The organism is Treponema bryantii (genome assembly GCF_036492245.1).
Taxonomy (GTDB): Bacteria; Spirochaetota; Spirochaetia; order Treponematales; family Treponemataceae; genus Treponema_D; species Treponema_D bryantii_C.
The window spans coordinates 3,143,170-3,166,132 of record NZ_AP025286.1; the positions used below are offsets into that span (position 1 = coordinate 3,143,170).

23 protein-coding genes are annotated in these 22,963 nt (G+C 27.4%); 2 read left to right on the forward strand and 21 right to left on the reverse strand.

Going from position 1 to position 22,963, the window contains the following annotated elements; genetic code table 11:
* Positions 1-12: 12 nt before the first annotated feature.
* The 18 genes from AABJ44_RS13645 to AABJ44_RS13730 are packed head-to-tail and all read right to left on the reverse strand — an operon-like array spanning position 13 to position 18,443.
* Entirely contained in the window at positions 13-834 is an 822-nt protein-coding gene (locus tag AABJ44_RS13645) for a glycosyltransferase (RefSeq protein ID WP_338369591.1), read from the reverse strand.
* Between the two features lie 12 nt (positions 835-846).
* Positions 847-1,323 (reverse strand): hypothetical protein, encoded by a 477-nt coding sequence (locus AABJ44_RS13650; protein ID WP_338369592.1) that lies wholly within the window; start codon positions 1,321-1,323, stop codon positions 847-849.
* Between the two features lie 37 nt (positions 1,324-1,360).
* A complete protein-coding gene (locus tag AABJ44_RS13655) occupies positions 1,361-1,606 on the reverse strand; it encodes a phosphopantetheine-binding protein (RefSeq protein WP_338369593.1) in 246 nt (81 codons plus the stop codon).
* Positions 1,607-1,609: 3 nt separating this feature from the next.
* Positions 1,610-2,884 (reverse strand): AMP-binding protein, encoded by a 1,275-nt coding sequence (locus AABJ44_RS13660; RefSeq protein ID WP_338369594.1) that lies wholly within the window; start codon positions 2,882-2,884, stop codon positions 1,610-1,612.
* Positions 2,885-2,901: 17 nt separating this feature from the next.
* Complete coding sequence (locus AABJ44_RS13665; protein ID WP_338369595.1) at positions 2,902-4,908, reverse strand: nucleotidyltransferase family protein; 2,007 nt, start codon at positions 4,906-4,908, stop codon at positions 2,902-2,904.
* 10 nt (positions 4,909-4,918) lie between these two features.
* Positions 4,919-5,902 carry an ABC transporter ATP-binding protein gene (locus tag AABJ44_RS13670; RefSeq protein WP_338369596.1) on the reverse strand — a complete coding sequence of 328 codons (984 nt, stop codon included), beginning with the start codon at positions 5,900-5,902 and terminating at the stop codon, positions 4,919-4,921.
* An 11-nt stretch (positions 5,903-5,913) separates the two neighbouring features.
* Positions 5,914-6,705, reverse strand: coding sequence for an ABC-2 family transporter protein (locus AABJ44_RS13675; RefSeq protein WP_338369597.1), 792 nt, complete (start codon positions 6,703-6,705; stop codon positions 5,914-5,916).
* 2 nt (positions 6,706-6,707) lie between these two features.
* A complete protein-coding gene (locus tag AABJ44_RS13680) occupies positions 6,708-7,502 on the reverse strand; it encodes an ABC transporter permease (RefSeq protein WP_338369598.1) in 795 nt (264 codons plus the stop codon).
* On the reverse strand, positions 7,495-8,622 hold the full coding sequence (locus AABJ44_RS13685; protein ID WP_338369599.1) for a serine hydrolase domain-containing protein: 1,128 nt from the start codon (positions 8,620-8,622) through the stop codon (positions 7,495-7,497). The genes AABJ44_RS13680 and AABJ44_RS13685 overlap by 8 nt, the downstream gene beginning before the upstream one ends.
* Entirely contained in the window at positions 8,619-9,917 is a 1,299-nt protein-coding gene (locus AABJ44_RS13690; RefSeq protein ID WP_338369600.1) for an amidohydrolase family protein, read from the reverse strand. The genes AABJ44_RS13685 and AABJ44_RS13690 overlap by 4 nt, the downstream gene beginning before the upstream one ends.
* A gap of 1 nt (position 9,918) precedes the next feature.
* Positions 9,919-10,668, reverse strand: a complete 750-nt coding sequence (locus tag AABJ44_RS13695) for a phosphorylase family protein (protein ID WP_338369601.1) — start codon at positions 10,666-10,668, stop codon at positions 9,919-9,921.
* Entirely contained in the window at positions 10,662-12,671 is a 2,010-nt protein-coding gene (locus tag AABJ44_RS13700) for a PEP/pyruvate-binding domain-containing protein (protein ID WP_338369602.1), read from the reverse strand. The genes AABJ44_RS13695 and AABJ44_RS13700 overlap by 7 nt, the downstream gene beginning before the upstream one ends.
* Positions 12,672-12,673: 2 nt before the next feature.
* On the reverse strand, positions 12,674-13,321 hold the full coding sequence (tmk, locus tag AABJ44_RS13705) for a dTMP kinase (protein WP_338369603.1): 648 nt from the start codon (positions 13,319-13,321) through the stop codon (positions 12,674-12,676).
* A gap of 10 nt (positions 13,322-13,331) precedes the next feature.
* The gene (locus AABJ44_RS13710; protein ID WP_338369604.1) at positions 13,332-14,192 is read right to left on the reverse strand and encodes a radical SAM protein; all 861 of its coding nucleotides are present in this window, start codon (positions 14,190-14,192) and stop codon (positions 13,332-13,334) included.
* An 11-nt stretch (positions 14,193-14,203) separates the two neighbouring features.
* Positions 14,204-15,289: a radical SAM protein gene (locus AABJ44_RS13715; RefSeq protein ID WP_338369605.1), complete on the reverse strand. Its 1,086-nt coding sequence runs from the start codon at positions 15,287-15,289 to the stop codon at positions 14,204-14,206.
* 24 nt (positions 15,290-15,313) lie between these two features.
* Positions 15,314-15,964: a class I SAM-dependent methyltransferase gene (locus AABJ44_RS13720; RefSeq protein ID WP_338369606.1), complete on the reverse strand. Its 651-nt coding sequence runs from the start codon at positions 15,962-15,964 to the stop codon at positions 15,314-15,316.
* Between the two features lie 12 nt (positions 15,965-15,976).
* On the reverse strand, positions 15,977-17,539 hold the full coding sequence (locus AABJ44_RS13725; protein ID WP_338369607.1) for a hypothetical protein: 1,563 nt from the start codon (positions 17,537-17,539) through the stop codon (positions 15,977-15,979).
* 49 nt (positions 17,540-17,588) lie between these two features.
* A complete protein-coding gene (locus AABJ44_RS13730) occupies positions 17,589-18,443 on the reverse strand; it encodes a radical SAM protein (RefSeq protein WP_338369608.1) in 855 nt (284 codons plus the stop codon).
* A 363-nt stretch (positions 18,444-18,806) separates the two neighbouring features.
* Between AABJ44_RS13730 and AABJ44_RS13735 the strand changes: the two genes are divergently transcribed.
* Together AABJ44_RS13735 and AABJ44_RS13740 are read left to right on the forward strand one after the other, a co-directional pair.
* Entirely contained in the window at positions 18,807-19,337 is a 531-nt protein-coding gene (locus AABJ44_RS13735) for a hypothetical protein (protein WP_338369609.1), read from the forward strand.
* 317 nt (positions 19,338-19,654) lie between these two features.
* Positions 19,655-20,149: a hypothetical protein gene (locus tag AABJ44_RS13740; RefSeq protein ID WP_338369610.1), complete on the forward strand. Its 495-nt coding sequence runs from the start codon at positions 19,655-19,657 to the stop codon at positions 20,147-20,149.
* A gap of 142 nt (positions 20,150-20,291) precedes the next feature.
* On the opposite strand, the gene AABJ44_RS13745 is transcribed toward AABJ44_RS13740, so the two are convergent.
* From AABJ44_RS13745 to AABJ44_RS13755, 3 genes are read right to left on the reverse strand one after another with little or no spacing between them, the layout of a single operon-like run.
* Entirely contained in the window at positions 20,292-20,927 is a 636-nt protein-coding gene (locus tag AABJ44_RS13745; RefSeq protein ID WP_338369611.1) for a 4'-phosphopantetheinyl transferase family protein, read from the reverse strand.
* A 2-nt stretch (positions 20,928-20,929) separates the two neighbouring features.
* The gene (locus AABJ44_RS13750; RefSeq protein WP_338369612.1) at positions 20,930-21,940 is read right to left on the reverse strand and encodes a hypothetical protein; all 1,011 of its coding nucleotides are present in this window, start codon (positions 21,938-21,940) and stop codon (positions 20,930-20,932) included.
* A gap of 1 nt (position 21,941) precedes the next feature.
* Entirely contained in the window at positions 21,942-22,946 is a 1,005-nt protein-coding gene (locus AABJ44_RS13755; RefSeq protein ID WP_338369613.1) for an ABC transporter ATP-binding protein, read from the reverse strand.
* Between the last annotated feature and the right edge of the window lie 17 nt (positions 22,947-22,963).

Genomic DNA, 22,963 nt, shown 5'->3' on the forward strand with positions numbered 1-22,963 from the left:
ATTATCTCTTTTTTACTTTATTAATTGTTTTTGATTATTAATGCTATCAATTATGTCTTCATATGACCCGTTTATAAAATTGTCAATATAAACAGTATTTTTATCATTTACTCTATAAACTCTTATATATTTTTCAGTAAATTTCATAAATAATTCCAGGAATTTTTCCTTATTCTTTATTTTTTTATTATTTTGAATACCATCTATAAATTCACAAACTTTACTTACATCAAATGAAACTACACAAGCTGAGTTTGCATGATAATTATATGATATTAATCGCTTCGGAAGAATTATTCTTTTATATGGTCTATCTCCTAAATTAGTCCGCCAATTTATATTTGTTGCAGATTCTTCATGTATAAAATTCCAGCTTTGTACATAACCTCCAAGTTCACGAATCCATTCAGTTTTAAATATTTGCATCCATGTACACATATAAATAAAGCTATGCGGAATATGCATATATTTACCATCTTCATAACATCGTATATATAAAGCATCGTAATCATTATTTGACAAGAAGGTAACTAATTCAGGAATATTTCCTGTTAACGAATCATCATTATCTATTGTATAAAAATACTTAGTACATACATTATCAAGAATTTTTTGTCTGTTATTAGCAATTCCTCTTTCTTCGCAGTAAATATACTTTGTATTTACTCCAGATTCTTGTAATTCATAAAAAAAGGAAGGTTTATTGCTTGTTAAATCTTCCTTATTCTCGGAAATAATAACATCTATAGGTTGCCCTTTCAAAAAGTCAATTACGTTTTGAGCTATCTTATTCCCAAATGTTGTAATTCCTATTGTTAAAATACTTTTTTCCATAAATCACCTCTTCTATTTTTCTATTTGTATATTAATCTCGCAATTTGATAATTTTACTTTCTTAAGCTGCATGTATTCATGCATAAAGACAAATCTTGCAGAAGAATATGAAGTTGGCGTGACCAAAGCGTTTGTAGTAAAACTACACTTAAAAGGTTCCCCAGCAACAATATCTTTTATTACCAACTGCTTTTTAGGAGTAATATCTTTCCAAAATTCTACATTTTGACTTCTATCAACAATAGAAAAATACATAATCGGAATATCTTTATTAGCAATACCCGAAATTTCTACTCGTATTTTATTTCCTTTTTTTATGATGAATTTCTTTCCCAACGCAGGTCCATATCCTTGATAATTTGGACCATAGGAATTGTATGACAATGTTGTATTAAATGAAAAATCAACATCCTTTGTATCATTTGCATATAAATATTCTATTGATAGAATAAGTAATATTAATATCAAAATTCTTTTCATTTCTTTCATCCTTTCTCCTGTATTAATCAATATTTTTCTTTCCATTTTATAGATTAGTTATGTTATATTTTTTTAGTGTTTCCATTATCGTATTAACAGAAAGAAAATTTTTAAAAAGTAAATCTTCATCTTTTATTTCAATGTTAAAAGCTTTCTCAATATTAATTATCATTGATATAAGCACCACTGATGTTAATCCATAATCACAAAGATTCTCAATCTGCTCTATATCTTCATCTTCCTTTATTTCCGACAGATTCTGTCGTATTATTTTTATAAGTTCTTCTTTCATTTACTACTCCTTATACTTTTTTTTATTTTTTTTATAATTGATTTCATCTACAATGATAATCTTTACATGTTCATAAAAATATAATTTCTCTTCTATTGTTTTTATCCGGAAGTTTTCTTTTTTTCCTAAAACGATATATAAATTCAGGCAATTATTATTATATCTTACATTGCAATCCTTTATTTCTTCTATCTGAAGAACTCTCTTCTCTAAATCTTCTAAACAGACTTTATAACCGCTATCTAAAATTACTACATTGTCTAAGCGACCATCTATATATAATCTATTATTATCAAAATGGCCTATATCTTTTGTATGATACCATCCCTCGCCATCACAAATGCTTTCACCATTTATATATTTTCTACAAACAGTTTCTCCTCTTATAAGAATCTCACCATTATCTGCTAACTTTATTTCAGTAAAAGGTATTACACCACTATTAGTAGTAGTTTCATTAAAACTTCCTGATGCAACACCAGAAACACATTCTGTCATTCCATAACCATTTATAATATGAATCTTTTTTAATAAAGCTAAATCATAATATTTTTGTGCTAAGTATCCTCCTCCAGTTGCAATAAATTTCATTCCTTGAGCTATTTCCAAGAAATCAATACTGTCAAAAAGAGTAATCAGCATGTTTGGCGGAAGCATCATTACATCTATTTTTTTCCTCAATAATTCCTTATATAAAAGCAAAGAATTATTAACTGTATACATATCACCACCAGTTAGAAAACACAAAACAGCAAAAGCTAACCCCATAGAATGCGACTGATTTAAAACATGCAGTGATACATCTTTATTTTCTATCATAAATTTTTCATTTATCAATTTTTGATTTTTAATGAAAGCATTATATGATATTACAACACCTTTTGGATTACCTGTTGTTCCAGTTGTATATATAACAATTTCACTTTCTTTTAGATTCAAAACCTTAGTACTTACGCTTTCGACATTTTCCGATTGTATAGATTCATTTTCATACCAGATTTCAAAATCACACATCGTTTCGTTTTTTATTTTAGTTAGTAATTCAGGATTTACTTCTTTATCAAGAATTACTAATCTTTTACAATTTAATATACCTGCAAAAAAAATCGGCCACCATTCTAGATACTCATTTAATCTAATAATTATACACTGATGATCTTTTAATAGTTTATTCCATTGAGCTATCTCTGAAACAAGTTCTGATTTTAATTTTTTTTCTTTTCCGTAATATATACAGCCACGAACGTTTTCAAGTTGTGTTTTCAAATCTTCATACATATACTCACCACTCAATATTAATATTCAAGAACACATTTCATCACAAATTCTTCCATTTCTTTTGTAACAGTTATATCTAATTTCTTTAAAAGCGATCCAATTTTTTCTTTCTTAAAACAAACATATGTATATTCCAAAACTTTCCATATGTTATCTTTAATATTTTTCCCTTCTAGAATTTTTAATAATTTCTGAACATTTATTTCTTTGTTTTCTATTAAATAACAAATATCTCTTAGATTTGATAAAACAAATTTTAATCCATTTTGTTTTTTTTCAATTACTGTATCTTTATAGAAACTATAACATAGTTGTATCAACTCTTTTTCTGGTGATAGTATTGGAAATTTTAAGGATCCATCAGTAATATATTCTATATCTTCTAGAAAAACTTCCGTTTCTATCTCATCTTTGATTTTTCCTCCAAAGAATATTGAAAAATTAATATCAATCTTAAAAACATTAGAGGAAGAAAAACTAAATGAAGGCATTTTTTTTGTATATGGATAAACTTGATGTGAAGATAATTTGTAATAGATAATTTCCTCACGACTTGCTTCAATAAAATCACCTGTTAAAAAATCATAAAAGCCTCGCTTATAATTCTCCTGCTCAATTAACTCCTCTATTTTTGCAAGGTCTTTCTTACATACTAAGAAATCAATATCATTATAATCTCGCAATATATTTGAATTTTTATAGTATCTATTTGCTATAGATAAACCTTTTATACATACATATGAAATTTCGTTTTTTAATAAAATCTTATTTAATTTTTTAAACTCACGTTTAAAATAAAAATCCAATTCTTTTTTATTACTCATAGTATTAATAAGAAGCATTTTATAATACGTAGGAATCTGAGATAACAAATTATGAGTAATTAGATGGTAATAAAGATTCGAAATTATCTTATGCTTACAGCAAAGTGTAAACAATCTTGTTATATTCTCTTTTGTACATAAATTCTTTTTCAGGCATTCAACTTCTTCATCATCTAAAACTTCTTTAGAAAGTGTAATTAGCATTGTAAAAAGATTCTCGCTTTCTTTATCTATCTTCTCTTCGATATATGGATATTTACTCTGAAGGTAATTGAAGGCTTTTATTAAACCATCTAGAAAAATACTCTGAAAACCTCTATAAACACTATTTCCAGTATCTAAAGCTTCAACACCTCTATAAATATGTCTCAACATTCTTTTACAAATTATAAATAGAAGTAATTTTTCAGATATTTCTATATTTGTATACTTTTTTAAGGAATGGAAAAAATCTACTGAAGCATTAGCAATAGATTTTGATTCTGTATCTTTTATGCAAATTTCAAAAAAACACAGAGCAATATCTTCCATAATATATCCTGGTTTTACTCTTTCAAAATCCATAAGTATATTAGCTGAATTTTCTATATATCCGATATTCTTCAAATTATAATCTGCATGAATCAATTGGTAAGGAGCTTTTTTTAATATTTCTTCACATTCATTAGTTATATTATTTAAGTATACATTTATTGTCTCTATCTTATTTCTATATTCTGGTAAATGTTTGCTTATCAGATAATTTTCTAATTCCATATTGAAATCATTATTACATATATATCTACATGATTTTTTTTCATTTGAATCCACTGGAATTGATTTGAAAGCATCAAACATTTTGAACATCAGATTTATTGTAGACTCATTACTCTCTGGATTATTTGAATAATGTTCAAAATCTAACCATTCATATAATTCTACAATTTGATTTTGGTAATAGAAAAAGAATGAATTGCTTTGTGTTCTATAAATTTGAGGTGTATTTATTTTTTTATTTTTTAAGGACGCTATTGCTTCATATTTTTTGTTAAGTTCCTGCTCAGTAATATTTCGGTTATGATGTAATTTTAAAAAATAATGCTTTGTACCATCAGAAATTTTATATATAAGTGGAGTATCACTCAATTTTGTACAAATTTTCAAATTAAACAAACCGTATTCTTCTTCAACAGTATTCATGTAATTCTGCAAGTCAAACATATCTCACCTCTTAGGCTAAATAGTATTTCTTAATAACATCTTCAATTGTCTGATACTTTATTTCAAATGTCGCAATAGGATAGATACTATTAAGCGTTTCAAGAAGTTTATAAATATTGGTTTCGCTTGAATCTATGTTTATAGAAATTTGTCTATCAGCACTTTTTTTTATACTTAGATTAAGAATTGAAAATTTATTCTCTTCTATGCTATCTTCGAAATCTACTGTTAGTACAAAATGCTGTAAAATCTTCTTTTCAATTGATATAGCATCGCTATCTTGTACAATCTTACCTTTATTGATAATCACAATACGAGAACATAGTTTTTCTACATCTTTTAAATCATGAGTTGAAATTATAAATGTAGTACCAAATGATTTGTTACTCTCGGAAATTATTTTACATAATAATTCTTTTGCAACAATATCTAAACCTAAAGTAGGTTCATCTAAGAAAACAATTTTAGGATTATGCAAAAGACAAGAAATAATTTCTGCTCGTTGTCTTTGCCCATAACTTAATTGTCTAGGAGGTTTTTCTAAATAATCACGCTCTCCAATAATATTCTCAAAGAACTTTAATCTATCAGAAAAATCTTTTTCAGAGATTTTATAGATATCTTTCATAAGTTCAAAAGTTTTGATTACGGGTAAATTCCACCACATAAGAGATTTAGATCCAAAGAAAGCTCCAATTTGAGGAACGTTTTTCTTTCTATCTTCCCAAGCTCTATTACCTAGAACTGAAATTGTACCCGAATCTGTTTTTAGTATACCTGTCATGCATTTAAACAGAGTCGATTTTCCAGCACCATTTGGCCCCAATAAGCCTACAATCTCGCCTTCTTTTATATCAAGGGAAATATCATCTAAAGCTTTTACAGTTTGATACATAGGTTTAAAAATACTTTTGAGAATACTACCAATACCTTTGTATTTCTTTTCCCATTTATATTCCTTTGTTATATTTTTAATGCTTATTATATTTTCCATTTAATTACCTCTTAACCTACACTCTGATAATATTTTGATCTTAAATTCCATACTCTATAACTAAAAATAAAAAGTCCTATAGCTACAAATACAAATATTAGAGGAATATAATAATATTGCCTAAAATTTGCACATACCTTATAAAATATTTGAGTAGGCTCAAAAACGACATAAGCTAATGGTACAAAGGAATATAAAATTATTCTTACAAGCCTATTATATATAGACGTTGGATACCATAACATTTCTTTAAAAGCTCCAAATATATTATCTATAGGTTTCCAATCTATTACTGTAAATGCAACAGTAGACAAAACTAATAAAATTGAAGCAAATACAAGAACACTTCCAATCAGTAATAAAATAAATATACAAGCATTCAAAAATGTCCAAACTATTCCAAAACTATTGGCAAAAAATAAGAAGAGTATCAAACTTGTTATTAATTGACCTACATATGCAAAATCAAAATTATAACAACAAACATAAGAAATTGTGTTCATAGGCATAAGTAGAATACGATCAAAATATCCACCCTGTATGTAATAACCAAGATGCCTTAAATTATTAAAAAATAATGAACAGATACTATAACTAAGATGTGCAAACAAATAGATAAATAAAAACTGGCCACTTGTTAAATCTCCAAATCCGTGAAATTGACTCAAAATAATAAGCATTATTGAGATAGACATAATCTCTGACATAAAAATAGTAAGTATCATTAGAAAAAAACTACCTTTAAATAAGAGTGTATTTTGTACTGAATTTATAACGATTGTTTTTATTGCTTTTAAATTCATAATTAACCTCCAAAAGATTCAACTCTTTTTATTCCCTTCTTCCAAAGTAATAAAAGTACAAATGAACCTGCAATACAATAAAGGATCAGAATCCAAAGCTCAAAAAAATACACGTCTTTTATCGTTAACCCCATCAAATATGAAACAGGGGTATAGAGCATTTTTGAAAAAGGTAAGTAATCTGATAATACAGAAAGTCTGCCAGTAAAAAACCATAGAGGTAATAAAGCCCCTGAAAAGAACTTAAAAATTATTTCTCTAAATTTTTGTAAAACTGCAGTTTGCTTAATCCAAAAACATAAAACATCGATAAGAGAAAAAATTAGAAAATTAAAATATAAACCTATAACAATATTTATAAGAACTATTGGTAATCGAGCAAGATTTATATTCCATATTGGCCTATAATCCCAAGACAGTATTAAAAGGGTAGGAATTATATTAACAACAAAACGAGATATTGCTTTTCCTAACATTTCGCAATAATTACTAAAGAGTATTGATACAGGATATATCATCCTATGTATCAGTGAACCATTTAAATAGGCATCTGACAAAGTTGTTGTCGGAGCTGTTCTATATATAGCAGATAATGCAGCTGACAAAATCATATAAAGTAAAGTATCATTTACCATTCTTGGATTAAGTCGATTTGCTGCAAAAGCAACTGCACTATACCAGACAGCAACTTTAATATAATCTGTAAAAAAAGTAGATAAGAAAGTTAGAATGTTACTAGTTCTATAATAAAGAGCATCTGAATATCCCATTTCTATATATTTCACATACTTATTCACAGGCCCCTCCATCAAAAATATCAATTACTTGATAGATAATCTCTCTAAAACTATCTGTTCGAACTTTATCAATTGCGGAAGTTACAACACATAAATTCATATCTGGCACAATAAAAATATATTGGCCACCTCTTCCATAAGCAAAACTAATATTATGATTGTTGTATTCTGTATTCCACAGAAAATATGAATAATTAAGATTATCTTTTGGAATAATATCTTCACATGGAATATCAAATACTATAGGAGAAAGCATTTTTTCTATCCATTGCTCTGATACTACCTGCTTTCCTTTATAAGAGCCTTTATCTAATATCAATTGACCAAGTTTAGCTAAATCCCTTGAGCACAAATATAAATCTTTACTTCCTGGAAGAAGTCCAGAATCATTATATGGCCACATAAAATCGTATATTTCTAATTTATCAAAAACATATTTTTTTACAAAATCGATATCAGATAATCCGGAAGAATATGCAACCATTGCCATAAGCGACCGACTTTCATTAGAGTCATAAGAAAAATAAGTTCCAGGTTCAAATAAAATTCTAGCACTTGGAATTACATTTAATCCATAATCCAGACCATTTTTTATAATTTTGATTTTTACCAGAAATGAATTTGAATATTGTTCCCAGTTTATACCAGAACTCATAGTAAGCATATTTTCGACACTAATTTTATCAAATCCTTCTGAAATATGTGTAAGCTCTAAATTATTAAATAAATCAATAAAAGGAACTTTTTCGCTCTTTATAAATCCCTCATCTATTGCAATCCCAGTACATAAAGCTATAACAGTTTTTGTACAAGAATGAATTTCAAATAATGAACTCTGGTCATTACCATTATAATAAGATTCTGAATACACCTTTCCATCTTTCATTATTATTAATGATGTAATACCATCATGCTCATTTGGAATATCCGAACTCATATTTTCAAGTTCTTCTTCATATTTCTCAAGTTCCTCGTCATCAGCATATTCTAGTTCTGTTTCTGGAATTTCAAATTCCAATTCATTATCTTTTATATTCCTTTCTTTATGAATATTTGGTGTAAATGCAATAGCCAAACAACAAACAATATATAAAAGAGGTATAATCTTTTTCACGTTCATTCTATACCTCCTGATTTAACATCAAATAAAATTTTTGTTAGAGAATTGTATTCATCAAATAACTGATTTTTATCAAAAAAACTTGGATTATTATTTTCAAATACAATATTTCCATTACTGATTAAATAATCACACTGAAATTCAGAATTTGCATATATTAGATTACTAATAAGCGAGCTATAATCAGGATACATATAGTTTTCAGCCTTAAAAATACTTATATTTGCCATATTACCAACCAAAAGCTGCCCCTCATTTTGTTTAACATAAACACACTCTGCCGGATTATTAATAATCATCTTTAGAAGACATTCTGGATTAATTGAACCGTGTTCCATTAATGCCAATAGCTTTAATTCTTCAAGAAGATTTGCCGAATTATTCGTAGCAAATCCATCTGTCCCCACTACAATAGGAATTTCATTTTCTATCAGTTTCTTTATTTGAGGAAATCCATCATTAAGTTTTAAATTAGATACTGGACAAAGAACGACTTTTGTATTTTTCTCTTTGAGAAGTTTTATATCACTATCAGTTAAATAAATAGAGTGTATACAAAATGTATTTCTACCCAATAATCCAAATTTATCAAGCATCTTAATTGGTGTATTCGAATACTTATTCTCAATCAATTCGATTTCTTTTTTTGTTTCAGCAACGTGAACAAAGAGTTTGATCTCTGGATTCGAATTCATAATTGTTTTAATTTCACTAAGGCGTTCTGCATCACAAAGATATAAACTTTGTAAAAAAATTGAAACTGAAACATTTGTATTTTTATATAATTCGCTAATCTTATAAAATTCTTCTATATTATTGTAATAATTTTTTAGTTTGCTGATGTTTACCACAGGAAAAAGACATATAGCACTTAATCCAGACTGATATAATTCCTTCCATCCTCGATTACCAACTATAAATCCTGTTCCATTACGCATACATTCATATACAGTTATCAAACTAGATAATCTATGAATATCAGATTCTTTTTCTTTCCACAGAGAGTTTTCATAAGTATTATGACTTACATTAAGATATTCCCATAAATTCATACCATCACATTTAGTTCGAAATATTGTTTCACCCAGATGTACATGTAAATTATAAAACGATGGCATTACAATATGATTACTTGCATCTATAATTCTCAAATCTTCTGAATCTCTATGATAAGATATTTCTTTCTGAATTAATTGAATTTTATTCTCGTGAATCAAAATATCTGCATTATAAAGTTTTCTTTTAGAGTCTATAGAAAATAAAGTTCCGTTTTTTATCAATATATCTTTAGCCATATTAATCATACTCTTCATATTCAATGATATGACTCTTCTGACAATTACAGTCCTCCTGACAATTGTCTAATAAGGTTTTATACAGTTTTCCAAAGAGTTTATTATTTTCTTCTGAATTGAGCATATCGCAAGAATCCTTATAATAAACATTGCTTACAACTCCAATTGATAAAAAGCAAACATTTAACTCTCTAGCATAATACACAAATGGAGATATCCAATGTCCAACAACATCCGCATGATTATTCCAGAAAAAATCTATTTCAGCCGAACTTTCAAATCCAGGTCCATCTGTACATATGTATGTTCCATTATTAAATATATTTACTTTCTTATAATATTCGCTCTTATATAAATCTTCTAAAACCTTTTTTTTCCAATTTTGACAGAACGGTTTAGTCATATCATATCGAATTTTTATATTCGATCTTGTTTTTTCAATATAACTCTTTGGTCTACAAGTCGTATTATCAATATAATCATCTATGACAAGAATATCTCCAACATTCAAGAGAGGATTAATTCCTCCCACTTTAGAAACCATACCTAGACATTTTACAGAATATTTCTCTATCAAATATGGAATTCCAAAAGGAACAAGCCCTAAATTTTCAATAAAAATTATTTTATCATTTTTAGCTAATGAAATATCACCATATGGAGTTTTTTCACAAACTCTATTTAATTCTAATCCAGAAGCTTTTTCAAAATAATTTAAATATCTTTTGCTTTCTGACAATAACATTAACATTTTTTTACACCTTCTAAATTCATATATATTTTCTCATTTGATTTTAGTTTAGAAAAACTTTTTCCGACCGCAACTGCTGGAATATTTTTTTCGCGAAGCATTACAGATAAATGACATAACATTGACGCATCCTCAAAAATCACTCCAGACACATTTTTCAATATTGGGGCAATACCTAGATATGGTTTTTTTATTGCAATAATTACAGGTTGAGACTTTGCAATATCTGCTATAGTAGTTTGTAAAGATTTATATATATTTTCATTCATTATGTCTGAATCTATAAAATCAACACTTATACCAACTCCAAAAGAATAGTTATTAATTTCTTCAACAATTGACTCTGGAATTACATAAAGGCTTCCATCTATTATTCCTTCAGAAATAATCATCGATTCGCTTTCAGAACAATCTAAATAACTCATATCATCTTTTTCTAGACTTATGTCTGCTGCGTATACTTCATTATTGCATACCCACCATTCAATGGAACCTTTTTGGGAATCTTTATATAAACTACGTGTTTTAGTAGCAATTTGAATAAATAATTCCTCATATTTTGAGAATGATGTATTATCGTTTTTAACTAAATATGTTTTTCCGCTAGGAAATTCTATTTTGTATTTTAAGCTTTCATGGTAATCATTTTTATAAATGAATTTACCGTTACCATCGACTTTATATTTGGCCCCCATCAATTCTCCGGTTTTAAGACCTTTCATTATTCCATCAATAGCTTCTATATAAATAGTATCATTTTCAAGATATCTACTTATAACTGAAATCTCATTAAGAGGAATATCTCTTATCGAAATAACTGTGCCTTTATTTTGAAAGAAATTTTCTATAAATTTTAATGCATTTTCTTTCTTCTCAACTACATCAATAAGAGTCTCATTTATGGCAAATGTAACATATTCGCCATGAAATTCTTCTAAACAAGTTCTCAATTTTTTTTCAAATCTAGCATCATAATTTTCGATAAAATACCATGCCAAATGGTTCACATTACAATTATCGCAACTCCTATAAAAATGTTGCTTTTTACCACACCACCTGGTCATTTTTCTGTTAAGTGCACTATTGCTTTTATTTATCTCATCAAGATTTGAAATTGAACAAATTTTGGGATCTTCGTTATTTTTAACTATGTCTTTCTTAATAGTTGTAATAGGTCTAACTTGAATAATGAATATTTCATTATCACTAATACACCATTCTAAATCTAATTGATTGTTTAAAACTGGAACAAGTTGATTTCTAACATCTATAAATAATTTACATATTTTTTTTACTGCATTGTCATCCAACGAACAAGTTCCATCATTTATATTAACAACAAAATGTAAACCAGTTTCATCTCCATCTGTTAATTGTTCAGAAGTTCTAGATGTCATTTCTACAACTATTTCTTCTTTTCCATCTATCGGATTTGCCGTAAACATTATTCCTGCATAATCAGCATATTTCATCTCTTGAATAATAATTCCCATTTTAATGTCATCAAACGATTTATACTGATTACCAAAATAAAATAATGTTTTTAAACTGAAATTCGAAGCCCAACATCTTTTTAAATATTTTTCTAAATCTTCTATATTTACATCAAGATAGCTTTCATATATTCCTGGAGCACTTTTATTATTCATATCTTCATATATTGAAGATGACCTTACAGCAAAAGGTCCACTCATGTTAAAGTTTTTTAAAGTCTTCTCAATTTCCTCTAAATAACATTTTGGAATACATATTTTATATATATATTCTTTTAATTCTTCTATTCTATTACTTATACTAAGTTTATTATCCCATATTGTTTTCAAATTCTTATATAAAGTTATATTTTCCGGAAGTTCGAGAATATCGAGAAAAAAATCTGATTTTAGAACAATAAATGGAGGCACATTTACTTTATCTTTAATAAGAAATAAATTATAGGCTTTATTTCCCACACAAAATTTTGTTTCTGGTTTATTTTCAATATCATAAATAAATTGGTTCATAATCATTCCTTATATAATTCTTTTCCAAGATTATAAAAATCTTCTGTTGGAACAATTTGCTCTATTTCCTTCTGAACCAACCTTACAACTTCATTTAAATCATTTTTTTCTGTATCAATAATAGACCAGTTATATAATCCTGCGAGAGTTTCATAGCAATTCATAACGTTTTCAACATATTTTTTTTCTTTCTGATATGATAATTGCTCTTTTTTTTGAAATCTTCTATAAAATTCATCAATACTTATTTTCAGATAAATAACCTTATCTGGTAATAAGATGTCAGCATAAAATTTTGATAAATAATCCAATGAATAATTTTCTTTTCCTATATGGTAGGCATATAGAGAAAAAATATATCTGTGAAAAATTATATTTTTATTATTACGAAGAAGTGGAATTATCTCTTTTTTTTCTTCTTCCTTGCGTAAATCATGAGTTATGATTAGTTCTTCAGCATCTGAAATCTTCTCCCCTGGTTGATCTAAATATGCAGCTGCAATCCGCTGGTTTTCATACCATGCTTTTGGAGGATGTTTCATTTGTATATAATCAGTATAGATTTTATCTTTCTTTACTAATTCATTGATTACTGATGTTTTCCCTGAACCATCAATACCACAAAGAACTATTAACTTACCACGGCTCATGAATAATCTCCTAACATTTTGTATTATTTTTTTGTAATTCTATCAGCATTTCCTTAGTAAGCAGCTGTTCATTTATATCAAAACTTTTATCTCTATGCATAATACAACCAAGAACCTTGCCCTCACTTGTTATACCTAAAATATTTTGACCAGCCCTGCAGTATTCTTCATTACAAGCACATATTCGCTTTGTATTAATAATCATACCTTGATTACGATGGCGATTTATTATTTCCATAACTTTGTCTTTTTCAAAATCTGATAAAGCTATTTTCTCTGTCTCCACCTTATCTTTTGCAACATCGACAATTACTGCTAAAAAACTTATTGAATGAACACCAAGCTCTTCGGCTTTATTTATTATCTCTTCTATTTCAGAAAAATTACTTTTAGTTAAAACTGTAGTTAAATGAACTTCTAGGCCACTATTTTTGCAATGAATTATTCCAGAAATAGCTTTTTCTAAACCATTCTTTGTTCCTCTTAGATAATCATAAACTTCAGGATTCACAGTATCTAAAGAAATCGAAATTTCAGATAAATAATTCGCTAGAGTTTTTGCTTTTTGTTCGTCAATAAGTGTTCCATTACTACATAAATCACAATCTATATGTTTAGTTTTAAACCATTCTAAAATTTCAAAAATGTTCCTATGTAACAGAGGTTCTCCTCCTGTTAATATTACATCATGAATTTTAATATCTCGTAAATTATTTATGATTTTTGAAATTGAAGCTATCGACATTGTCTTTCTGTCTTTTGCATGACAAAATATACAATGCTGATTACAACAATCTGTGATTTCTAGTAGTATTCGATATCCATCATTATGTCGATTTCGAAAACAACAAATACTATCGTAACTTTGCATAAACCCCTCAACTAAGCTTTAAAGAAAAGTGTTGGAAGATAATCTTTATGCACAGAATTAAATTCCAAATTGTTAGGATTTATCCTTACTGAAAAATCTGGATAATAATTTTCAGATCTAAATGGACAATAAGGATCTGGTTCATTAAATGTCTGATACCAAAGATACCTTCGATCCATTACACCGCCTCTACACTTGGCTGCATTTTTGCAAGCTTTGCATTTCTCTGGAATTTGGAAATCCATTCCCATTTCATCAGAATCAATATCTTTTAGTAAAGCATCTTTTATGTTTCTCTGACGGAATTCTTTTGTAATCAAATAAGTCGAAGGAGTAATATCTCCATTTGAAAGAATACGTATACTCTTTAATCCTGACGGATCACTTACGGCTTCTCTATTTGTTAAAATACTTGAGAATAACGGATCTCCTAAATATAAAATCTGATGATTCTCATCAATCCATTTTAATGCGTTAAGTAAAGTATCGTATTTAGCAACAAAAGAACGAATCCTTTCATCTTTGATATTCATTGGTCGGAAAATATTTGTTCTTAATTTACAATCAGCCTCTGCAGCAATATCAAATATACCTTCAAGATTTTCAATTTTCAGAACATCATTTATTCCAATAAAAACCAATGTAGCTTCTATAGGTTTATCCTTACAATAATTAAGCATGTTTTTTGCATTATCGAAAGCACCTTTTAGACCTCGCAACTCGTCATGCTTTTCAGCAATGCAATAATCTAAGGAAACATCTATTTCGGCAATTCCATCATTCACAATTTTTTCAAAACGTGAATTTTCCATCATCTTCTTATAAAGAGTACCATTTGTCGTAATTGCTTGTTTTATATGTGGATAATTCTTTGCAACGTATTCAACAAAATCATACCAATCACTCAACAATGAATTTTCACCAGTACCATAATTGATTGAATCCAATTGTTCATAGTTTCTATCTACGAACAACTTCCAATCTTTAATACCGACATCCTTATTTCTGATTTCATTACGAACATCAGCACTATAACAAAACTTACAGCTCATATTACAAGCCGAAACAATTCCCCATCCAGCATCTACGTGATTCACTTTTTTTACTCCTTATTTATATATTTATTTTTCTTTCTTAATATGAACAAAATAATGTATCCCTTTTGCAGGATTTCCATTACGAATAAAATGTTGAATTTTATTCATTGAAATAATCTTGAATGGATAAGTTAATTCCCAAATATCTTTCTCATCTACATATGCATGCGGAATTCCTTTTTCAAACCCTTCACTACTAATCATTGTATATCCATCAATTGATTTATCTTTATCAAAATTTGGATTTTCTTTTGAATTAAAAGTTAAATATGCTTCTCCCCCATCTTTCAATAGTCTATAAATTTCTGATAATACTTTTTTCATTCCATTAAAATCGGTATGATAAATTGTATGAAAACAAATTATTCCATCAAAACTTTCATCTTCAAATGGAATGCTTATCATATCTGCTACTTTAGCATTTACCTCTAGCCCAAGTTCTTTAGCAGTTTGTTTTACATATTCAATGCCAGATTCAGAGAGATCAATTGCAGATGATGACAGTCCATTTTTAGCAAAGAAAAAAGCATGACGTCCTTTTCCTGTTCCTAAATCTAAGATAGACTTGAACTTCTGACACCAATTGATTGCTACTGGTAAAAATTCTTCAGAAATTAGATTCCAGGAATCAGATGTTACATCCGTCCAATCCCAACCTTTGTGTTCAACACTCATTATCAAACCCCCTTAATTTTGACTTAATAAATTTATAATTTTTAATGAAAGCTCTTTATTTAGCACAAATAACTCTTTTATATAACTTTCTATTCTAGCTTCATCAAACAGCTTATACATTTTCATCTTTAAAATTGAATTTCTAAGAATACAAGTTTTTGTAACTTCTTCTTCACAAAGTTTTATTAGAGTAGAATAAACTTCTTCATTAATTTCTTTGCGTACAAATAAATATTCTATTCTATCTCTGTTAATAACCGCTCGTTCATATAAGACATGAGATATTCTGATATCACGAATTAAATATTGTATATTTTCTTTTTTTGCTAAAAATTCAATACAATTAATTCCCTTTTTGGAATGTAAAAAGTCATATCGCGAATGATATTCTATATTTTCTTCAGGATATAAATATTCTTCAAATTTCTTTTTAATTTTTTCTTTAGTAAAACGTATTGTTTCATATCCAGGATTGTAATTTAAAATGCTTAAAGCACGATTTTTTATCTGATTTCTTTTTGAATTAAAATCTTTAAATGATATACTTCCTTTTTTTATTACTCCATGATCATAATATAAAAGTAATAAAATCTGATTATCTTCATCTACGCCATATATTAAATCTTCATGAAAATAAGAACCATTATCATCATTTTTTTGACAAGAAATATTGTCATTTATAAGCATTAATATATATCTTCTTAATGAAAGTTCAACTTTTATATAATCTAAAGTTGTTAAGCCTAATTCTGCTATTTCTTTTTCACCTATTATTGTTACATCGATAAAATAATCAGAGGCAACCACTGCAAAATTTTTAATTGGAAAATATATAAAATCCAATCTTGCCTTTCCATATTCATAAAATTCGAGATTTATATAATTCAAGAATAAATTTTCATAATAAACATTATTACCAAGACAAACGGCAAAACCGATAGTTTTATATGACTTTTCTTCATTTAGTTTCTCAATCAAAAATTCACTTGAAGAATAATTATCACTTTCTATATATCCAAATAGAGAATTATTTCTTAAAACTATTTTTAATATAGCTGCCTTATTATGTGGATTATATATATTATCTGCTTGATATTGTTGAAGTGATGTGTATATTCCATCCTTCGCGAAATACCCTAAAGATGGGCCTAAATCAAGCCCCCCTAGATTTTCATTATAGTTCTCCAAATAATCTTCTGATAACTCAGAAATAAATAATTTAATAGTCGCATAAGGGCTAGAATACAAAAAATAATCAATTTTTATCTCTACTTCATCCATATTTGAATTAATCTTTCTAAAGAATATGGAATTCATTTCAGTATTCCACTTATTGGCATAAAAGATCAGGTTATTTAATTCTCTTTTGAATTGAAGTTGACTATTTTTAATTGTATAATTTTGTTCCGCAAAGTTATTTACATAAAGCAAAGCGACAGCTTCATCTACATTTGCTTTTTTTTCAGAAGATGTTTCTATACAATTAAAATACCCATGATGAGCATACGACCTGATAGCAGGATTATAATTAACAGGTAACTCTATTTTTTCAGGTCGAGAAATTACACTGTCCATCGCATTCTTCATTCTTTCTAACCTTCAATAACTTTTTTATTCTAAAAAATTAAGATTCAATAAAATATATATCCTTAATCTCTTGCTGTAATTCTGGTTCATAACTATCAAAACTAATTTGTGTATTTAAACCAAAATTCTGTTCATAAAAACTTCGTACCAATGAAATCTCATTCTTGTTAGTTCTTTTACAAGTAAAAGAAACTAATATGTTTTCTGGAGAAAATGCATCAACACACAAACTTAAATTTGTCAATACTTTATTAAAATCCCCTCCTATTCTTGTCTTCCTATAAGTATCTTCCGTAACAGCATCCATAGAAAACACAAAAGAAAACTTTATTCCCTTTTCTTTTGAAATAGATTTTAATAAATTGATACTTTCTTTATTTAAACAATTTCCATTAGTTACTGCTTCAATTTCTTTGGTATCATTAATTGAAAGAGAACTTAGATAATTTAGTGTTTCTTTTAAATAAAAAAATGGTTCACCTTTGTTAGTTAATACTATTTTATTAAGGTTATGGCCTTTTAAACCATATAAAACATGAAAATACAAGTCTTTCTTCTTCTGTGAATCATAGTGACACCCGTCATACCAGCAATTGTAACATTTTAAATTACACGCGAGAGAAAGCCCAACAATAATAGTATGTATTTTATTATTATCTACTAACATACATTTAGAATTATTACAGATAGGGTGACCTGAAATTAATGTTTCTCTAGGAAAACTTAATAATGGTAATTCATGAATATATTCAACAATATCTTGTTTGCATATTAAATCATTGTAACCTATATGCCATTCTGGTTCTAAAAGACAACATCTTGATAATTGAATTACATCCTCTAAATAACACTTTTTTCCTGAGCTAAAGCCATATTTATATGTTAATTCCATTACCTCGTTATATTCACAAGACATTGAATTACTCCATTACGTGAATTATTTATTATGATGAAATGTTTTTAGCTAGACCTAGTTAATAAATAATTTCTTTTTTAAATTTATTTTTATTATTAATAATAACGATAACACAGATTTTTCAGATGTAAATAAGCGAAAAGCTGATTTATGACATATGTCATAGTTTTTTTTTGTAATTTATGACATATGTCATCGATTTTTCGATTAAAATATGACGACCGAGTTCAGTTTCCTTTATTTACTTATAATGTCATAAAAAATATTTAAAAATTCTTCTTTAAAAATGACAGATGTCATAGTATAATTAATGCAAACTAAAAAGTTAGGAGCAAAAAAATGACAAATCTGGCAATTAAATGCGAGGAACTTGAAGTTCCTGAATGGGATTATTTCGTTTCTGAAATCCAGACAATTTACCGCCTTACAGATGAAGAAACAGATAAGTTTTCTAATAGCACTACAGCAAAAATTATCGCTGCTATACCTTTTGTAGCAGGATGTTACCGCCCTGAAGTTACCGCTATTGCACATCTTTCTTTGTACATGAATGAGATTAAGGGATTCCAGAAATATTATGCATGCAATCCTTTAGATGACTGCGATTTATTTGAGCGACTAGAACCTATTTCTCATTTCCGTGGCGGTGACAAGAAAATAATCGAATGTGGAATGAATACTCTGGCCTATATAATGATTGAAGGGTATCATAAATCAGAAAAATTTGATGCAGCGCATGGTAATTATAACCCTTTTGTTTCAGGAAACTGGAATTATAAGAGTCTTAAAAACATGCTAAGTAAAAAGGTTTTTGTTGATTTTAATCCTTTTATTATTATCTTACCATCGATTGGTGGTGGTTACTGGTAATAACAATGACAATTATATACTCGAAAAAATTCATTAAAGCCGTCTCAATTTTTTCAATCGTAGCTGCAACCCTTTTAACTGCACGAACAGGAATGCGTATTTTTGATATTATTGTTAATTATTCAGATTATACAGTTTTATCAAAACTACAGTTTTTCAAGTTTATTAGCATAATAGTAAATAATCTGATTTTTATAGGTATTTTTATTTTTTTGATTTTTAAACCTCAAAGATTTATTCTACTTGGAGTGATTGCCTTATTTATTTCTATAGATAATCTCATAAGTAATGTCCAATCTCCTTATATGGGAATACCTATGTATACGCTAAGTATTGCAACATTTGCAGTACGAGGTTTCTTCTCAAAAAAAACAAAATTAAAAATCTCTTTCTTTACTGCAATTTATATTATCAGCTTAATACTTCCTGTTCTTTTTGATGATGATTTTATCGAACATATGATTACAAAAATAGCCATTTCATTTGTCACTCTTATTGCTCTTTTCTTTTTTACAGAATATGCAATGCAAAAAGGAACAAAACAGGCTACAAAAGATAAAGTCTTAAATTTAGCAGCATTTAAAGGACTCGACCGCAGCGATATGTATCTTTTGCAGCAGGTTCTTGATAACGTAAAATATAAGGAAATTGCACAGAAAATTCATGGCAGTGAGGGAGCCCTTCGCAATAAACTCAGTAAAATTTATAAAGTTCTTGAAGTGGGCGACCGCACTGGTTTTCTAACTATTTATTCCGGCTACGAATTAATTTATGAACCGGAATTAATAGACTCACTTATAAACCAATCTTAGTTCCTGTTCCAACAAATTGTATTTTGTAAATGGCTTAAGGGCATTGAAACCTATGTAAGAATTTATTGTAATGATATCTTTATCCAGGATCTATACAAAGCAAACCATAATCTTTAAAGAAACCACCTGACGCTTATGAATATTATGTATATTCATAAGCATCCAAATCAGATATTATTGAATTAATTTCTTCCATATCGATATACACTACTTTTTCTTTTGTATTTGAAATAACAGAAAGAACAAAAGATTTATAAAACAAGGTATTCATGGAAAAATTAAAGTCAAATATATTTACATCTCTTATCTTCGCAGAAAGTCCTGTCCCTTTATATTTACAAAAACTTTCTTTAAGTGTCCATAATTTTGTAAAACCATTTGAATCCATGCTAATTTGTTTTATTTCATCACTGCAAAAAAAACGCTCTGCTACAGATTCATCAAAATTTACATATTCCTGTACATCAACACCAATATTTGACGTACTAATTCCACAGGCGACAGCATTCTTACAATGGGAAAAACTTATAAATAAGTTTGGAAAACCATCGAGATAAGGTTTACCATTTTCATGTTTATAAACTTCTATTTTATTCCTTATACCAAATTCCCTGAATAATCCGACACGAAGTAATATAAAAACTATAATTGATAATTTTCTATCAATTTGAAATTTATATTTTTTTGAGTATTTTCTTCTTATTTCTGATACATACTTTTCATAGTTTATTAAATATGTATCAGAAATTTTATCCAGATCTGAAAAGAAATAGACCATAATTATTTATTAAAAACTTCTTCTAATGTTTTATAAATTTCATCTAGTTTATTCTTTTCAACAGTAATAACATTTGTCATCTGCTCTATTATCTGATCCATTAATTCTTGATTCTTTGTAATTGAAAAACGTATTACTCTATTACGAATAACCTGGTATTCACTAATAATATAATCATATAGTTCAATATACTGATTTAATAAATCAGTATTACATTCTTGTGCTAATAATTCAAATCTTGCTTTCATAAGAACTTTTTGTTCATATAATCCCTGCAATGCCCGAACATCATCGTCTTTTCCAGAAGCAACATCATTTATTAAATACTTCAAAATTATATCATGAATTACGAATCCACTTTCAAATTTAGTTGGAATAAAAATTTCAAACATATCTCGCTTTATGCTATTTTTATATTCAAAAAATTGTGTCAAAATTTCATTTTTATCTAATGCAAGATTAAGTTCTTTATTTACTGGAGTTAGTAAATGTACATTTGTGTAATATTCTGTACCACCAATATTCGGATGATCCAAAGTATTATAACCATCTTTTATTTCTTCATATGAACAAATAAACTTTTGATATTTTCTCTGTAAATTATCAGCACATAAAAAACTTTGTGTCTCATCGTCATATCCATATAAAAATATTTCATGGACAAAATTATAATTTTTATAGAATGGATGTTTTGGATTATAAAAGCTATTTATATACAAAAAGATATATTTTCCCTTATTCAAATACTCCTTCATTTTATCTACGAAATCACAATTGTTTTCTCCAAAAGCTTCCTGCTTTATTTCCTCATGTTTTATCAATGGACATTCATCTATAATACTTTTATACGTTTTAAAGAAAATAATATTATTGGATTTTAAGTAATTAATCTGTGTAAGATAATTACACATCCATATTTTCATATCTCTATTCATTGGTGTTATTGCAAATATATCTCCATAAATAGGAAATACATTTATAAATGGTTTATGTAAATCTAATTCTATCTTCATTTTATGCATTCTCCTCTAATAAATCACATACAATATCTTTTAATTCACGATTAGTTATATTTATATCTTGAATTTCATTCATATAGTCTTCCATTAGTACTTTAATAACAGATAATAAACTTTCATTTTCAATCAAAATCTTATAATCATTATTATTTTCATCATAAGTTATACAATCATTTCCAAGCTTCTTTTTCAAAAGACTTAAAAAATTGATATCTGAATGATTCATTCTAATAGAGAAAATTTTATCTGTCCGATATTTTTCGTAGAATTCATTTAAAAATCCGTTAAATACTAAATTGCCATGCTCAATAATTATTAACTTGTTACATACTTCACTAATATCATCAAAATTATGACTAGTAATAATTATTGTTGCTCCATATTTCTTATTATATAATTTCAAGAAATCGCGAATATTATTTTGTGAAATAATATCAAGTCCAATTGTTGGTTCATCAAGAAAAACTACTTTTGGCCTATGAATTAATGAAGCTATTAATTCCATTTTCATTCGTTCACCCAACGATAATCGTCTAACTTGTATATGTAACAATTCACTTACATGTAAAGTTTCTACCATTTCAGCAAATAAAGCATCATAATCTTCATCGGAAACTTCATATATAGACTTGTTTAATTCAATTGAGTCGATTGCAGGTAAATCCCACATCAATTGACTTTTATTTCCCATAACAATTCCAATTTGTTTCAAAAATTCTGATTTCTTATCATATGGATTATAACCAAGAACAGAAACACTTCCTTTTGTTGGATTCAAAATACCAGATAAAATTTTCATTGTTGTGGTTTTACCTGCTCCATTTAATCCAACATAACCAGTTATGGAGCCTTCTTCGATATCCAAACTGATATTATTCAATGCTGTTTTATGTAATTTTTTACGTAAAAAGAAATTTTTTAAAGATCCTTTAATTCCTTTTTCTTTCTCATAATACTCATATATCATGCTTAAATTTTTTATATTTATTACATTTTTCATATATAACTCCTAGATTT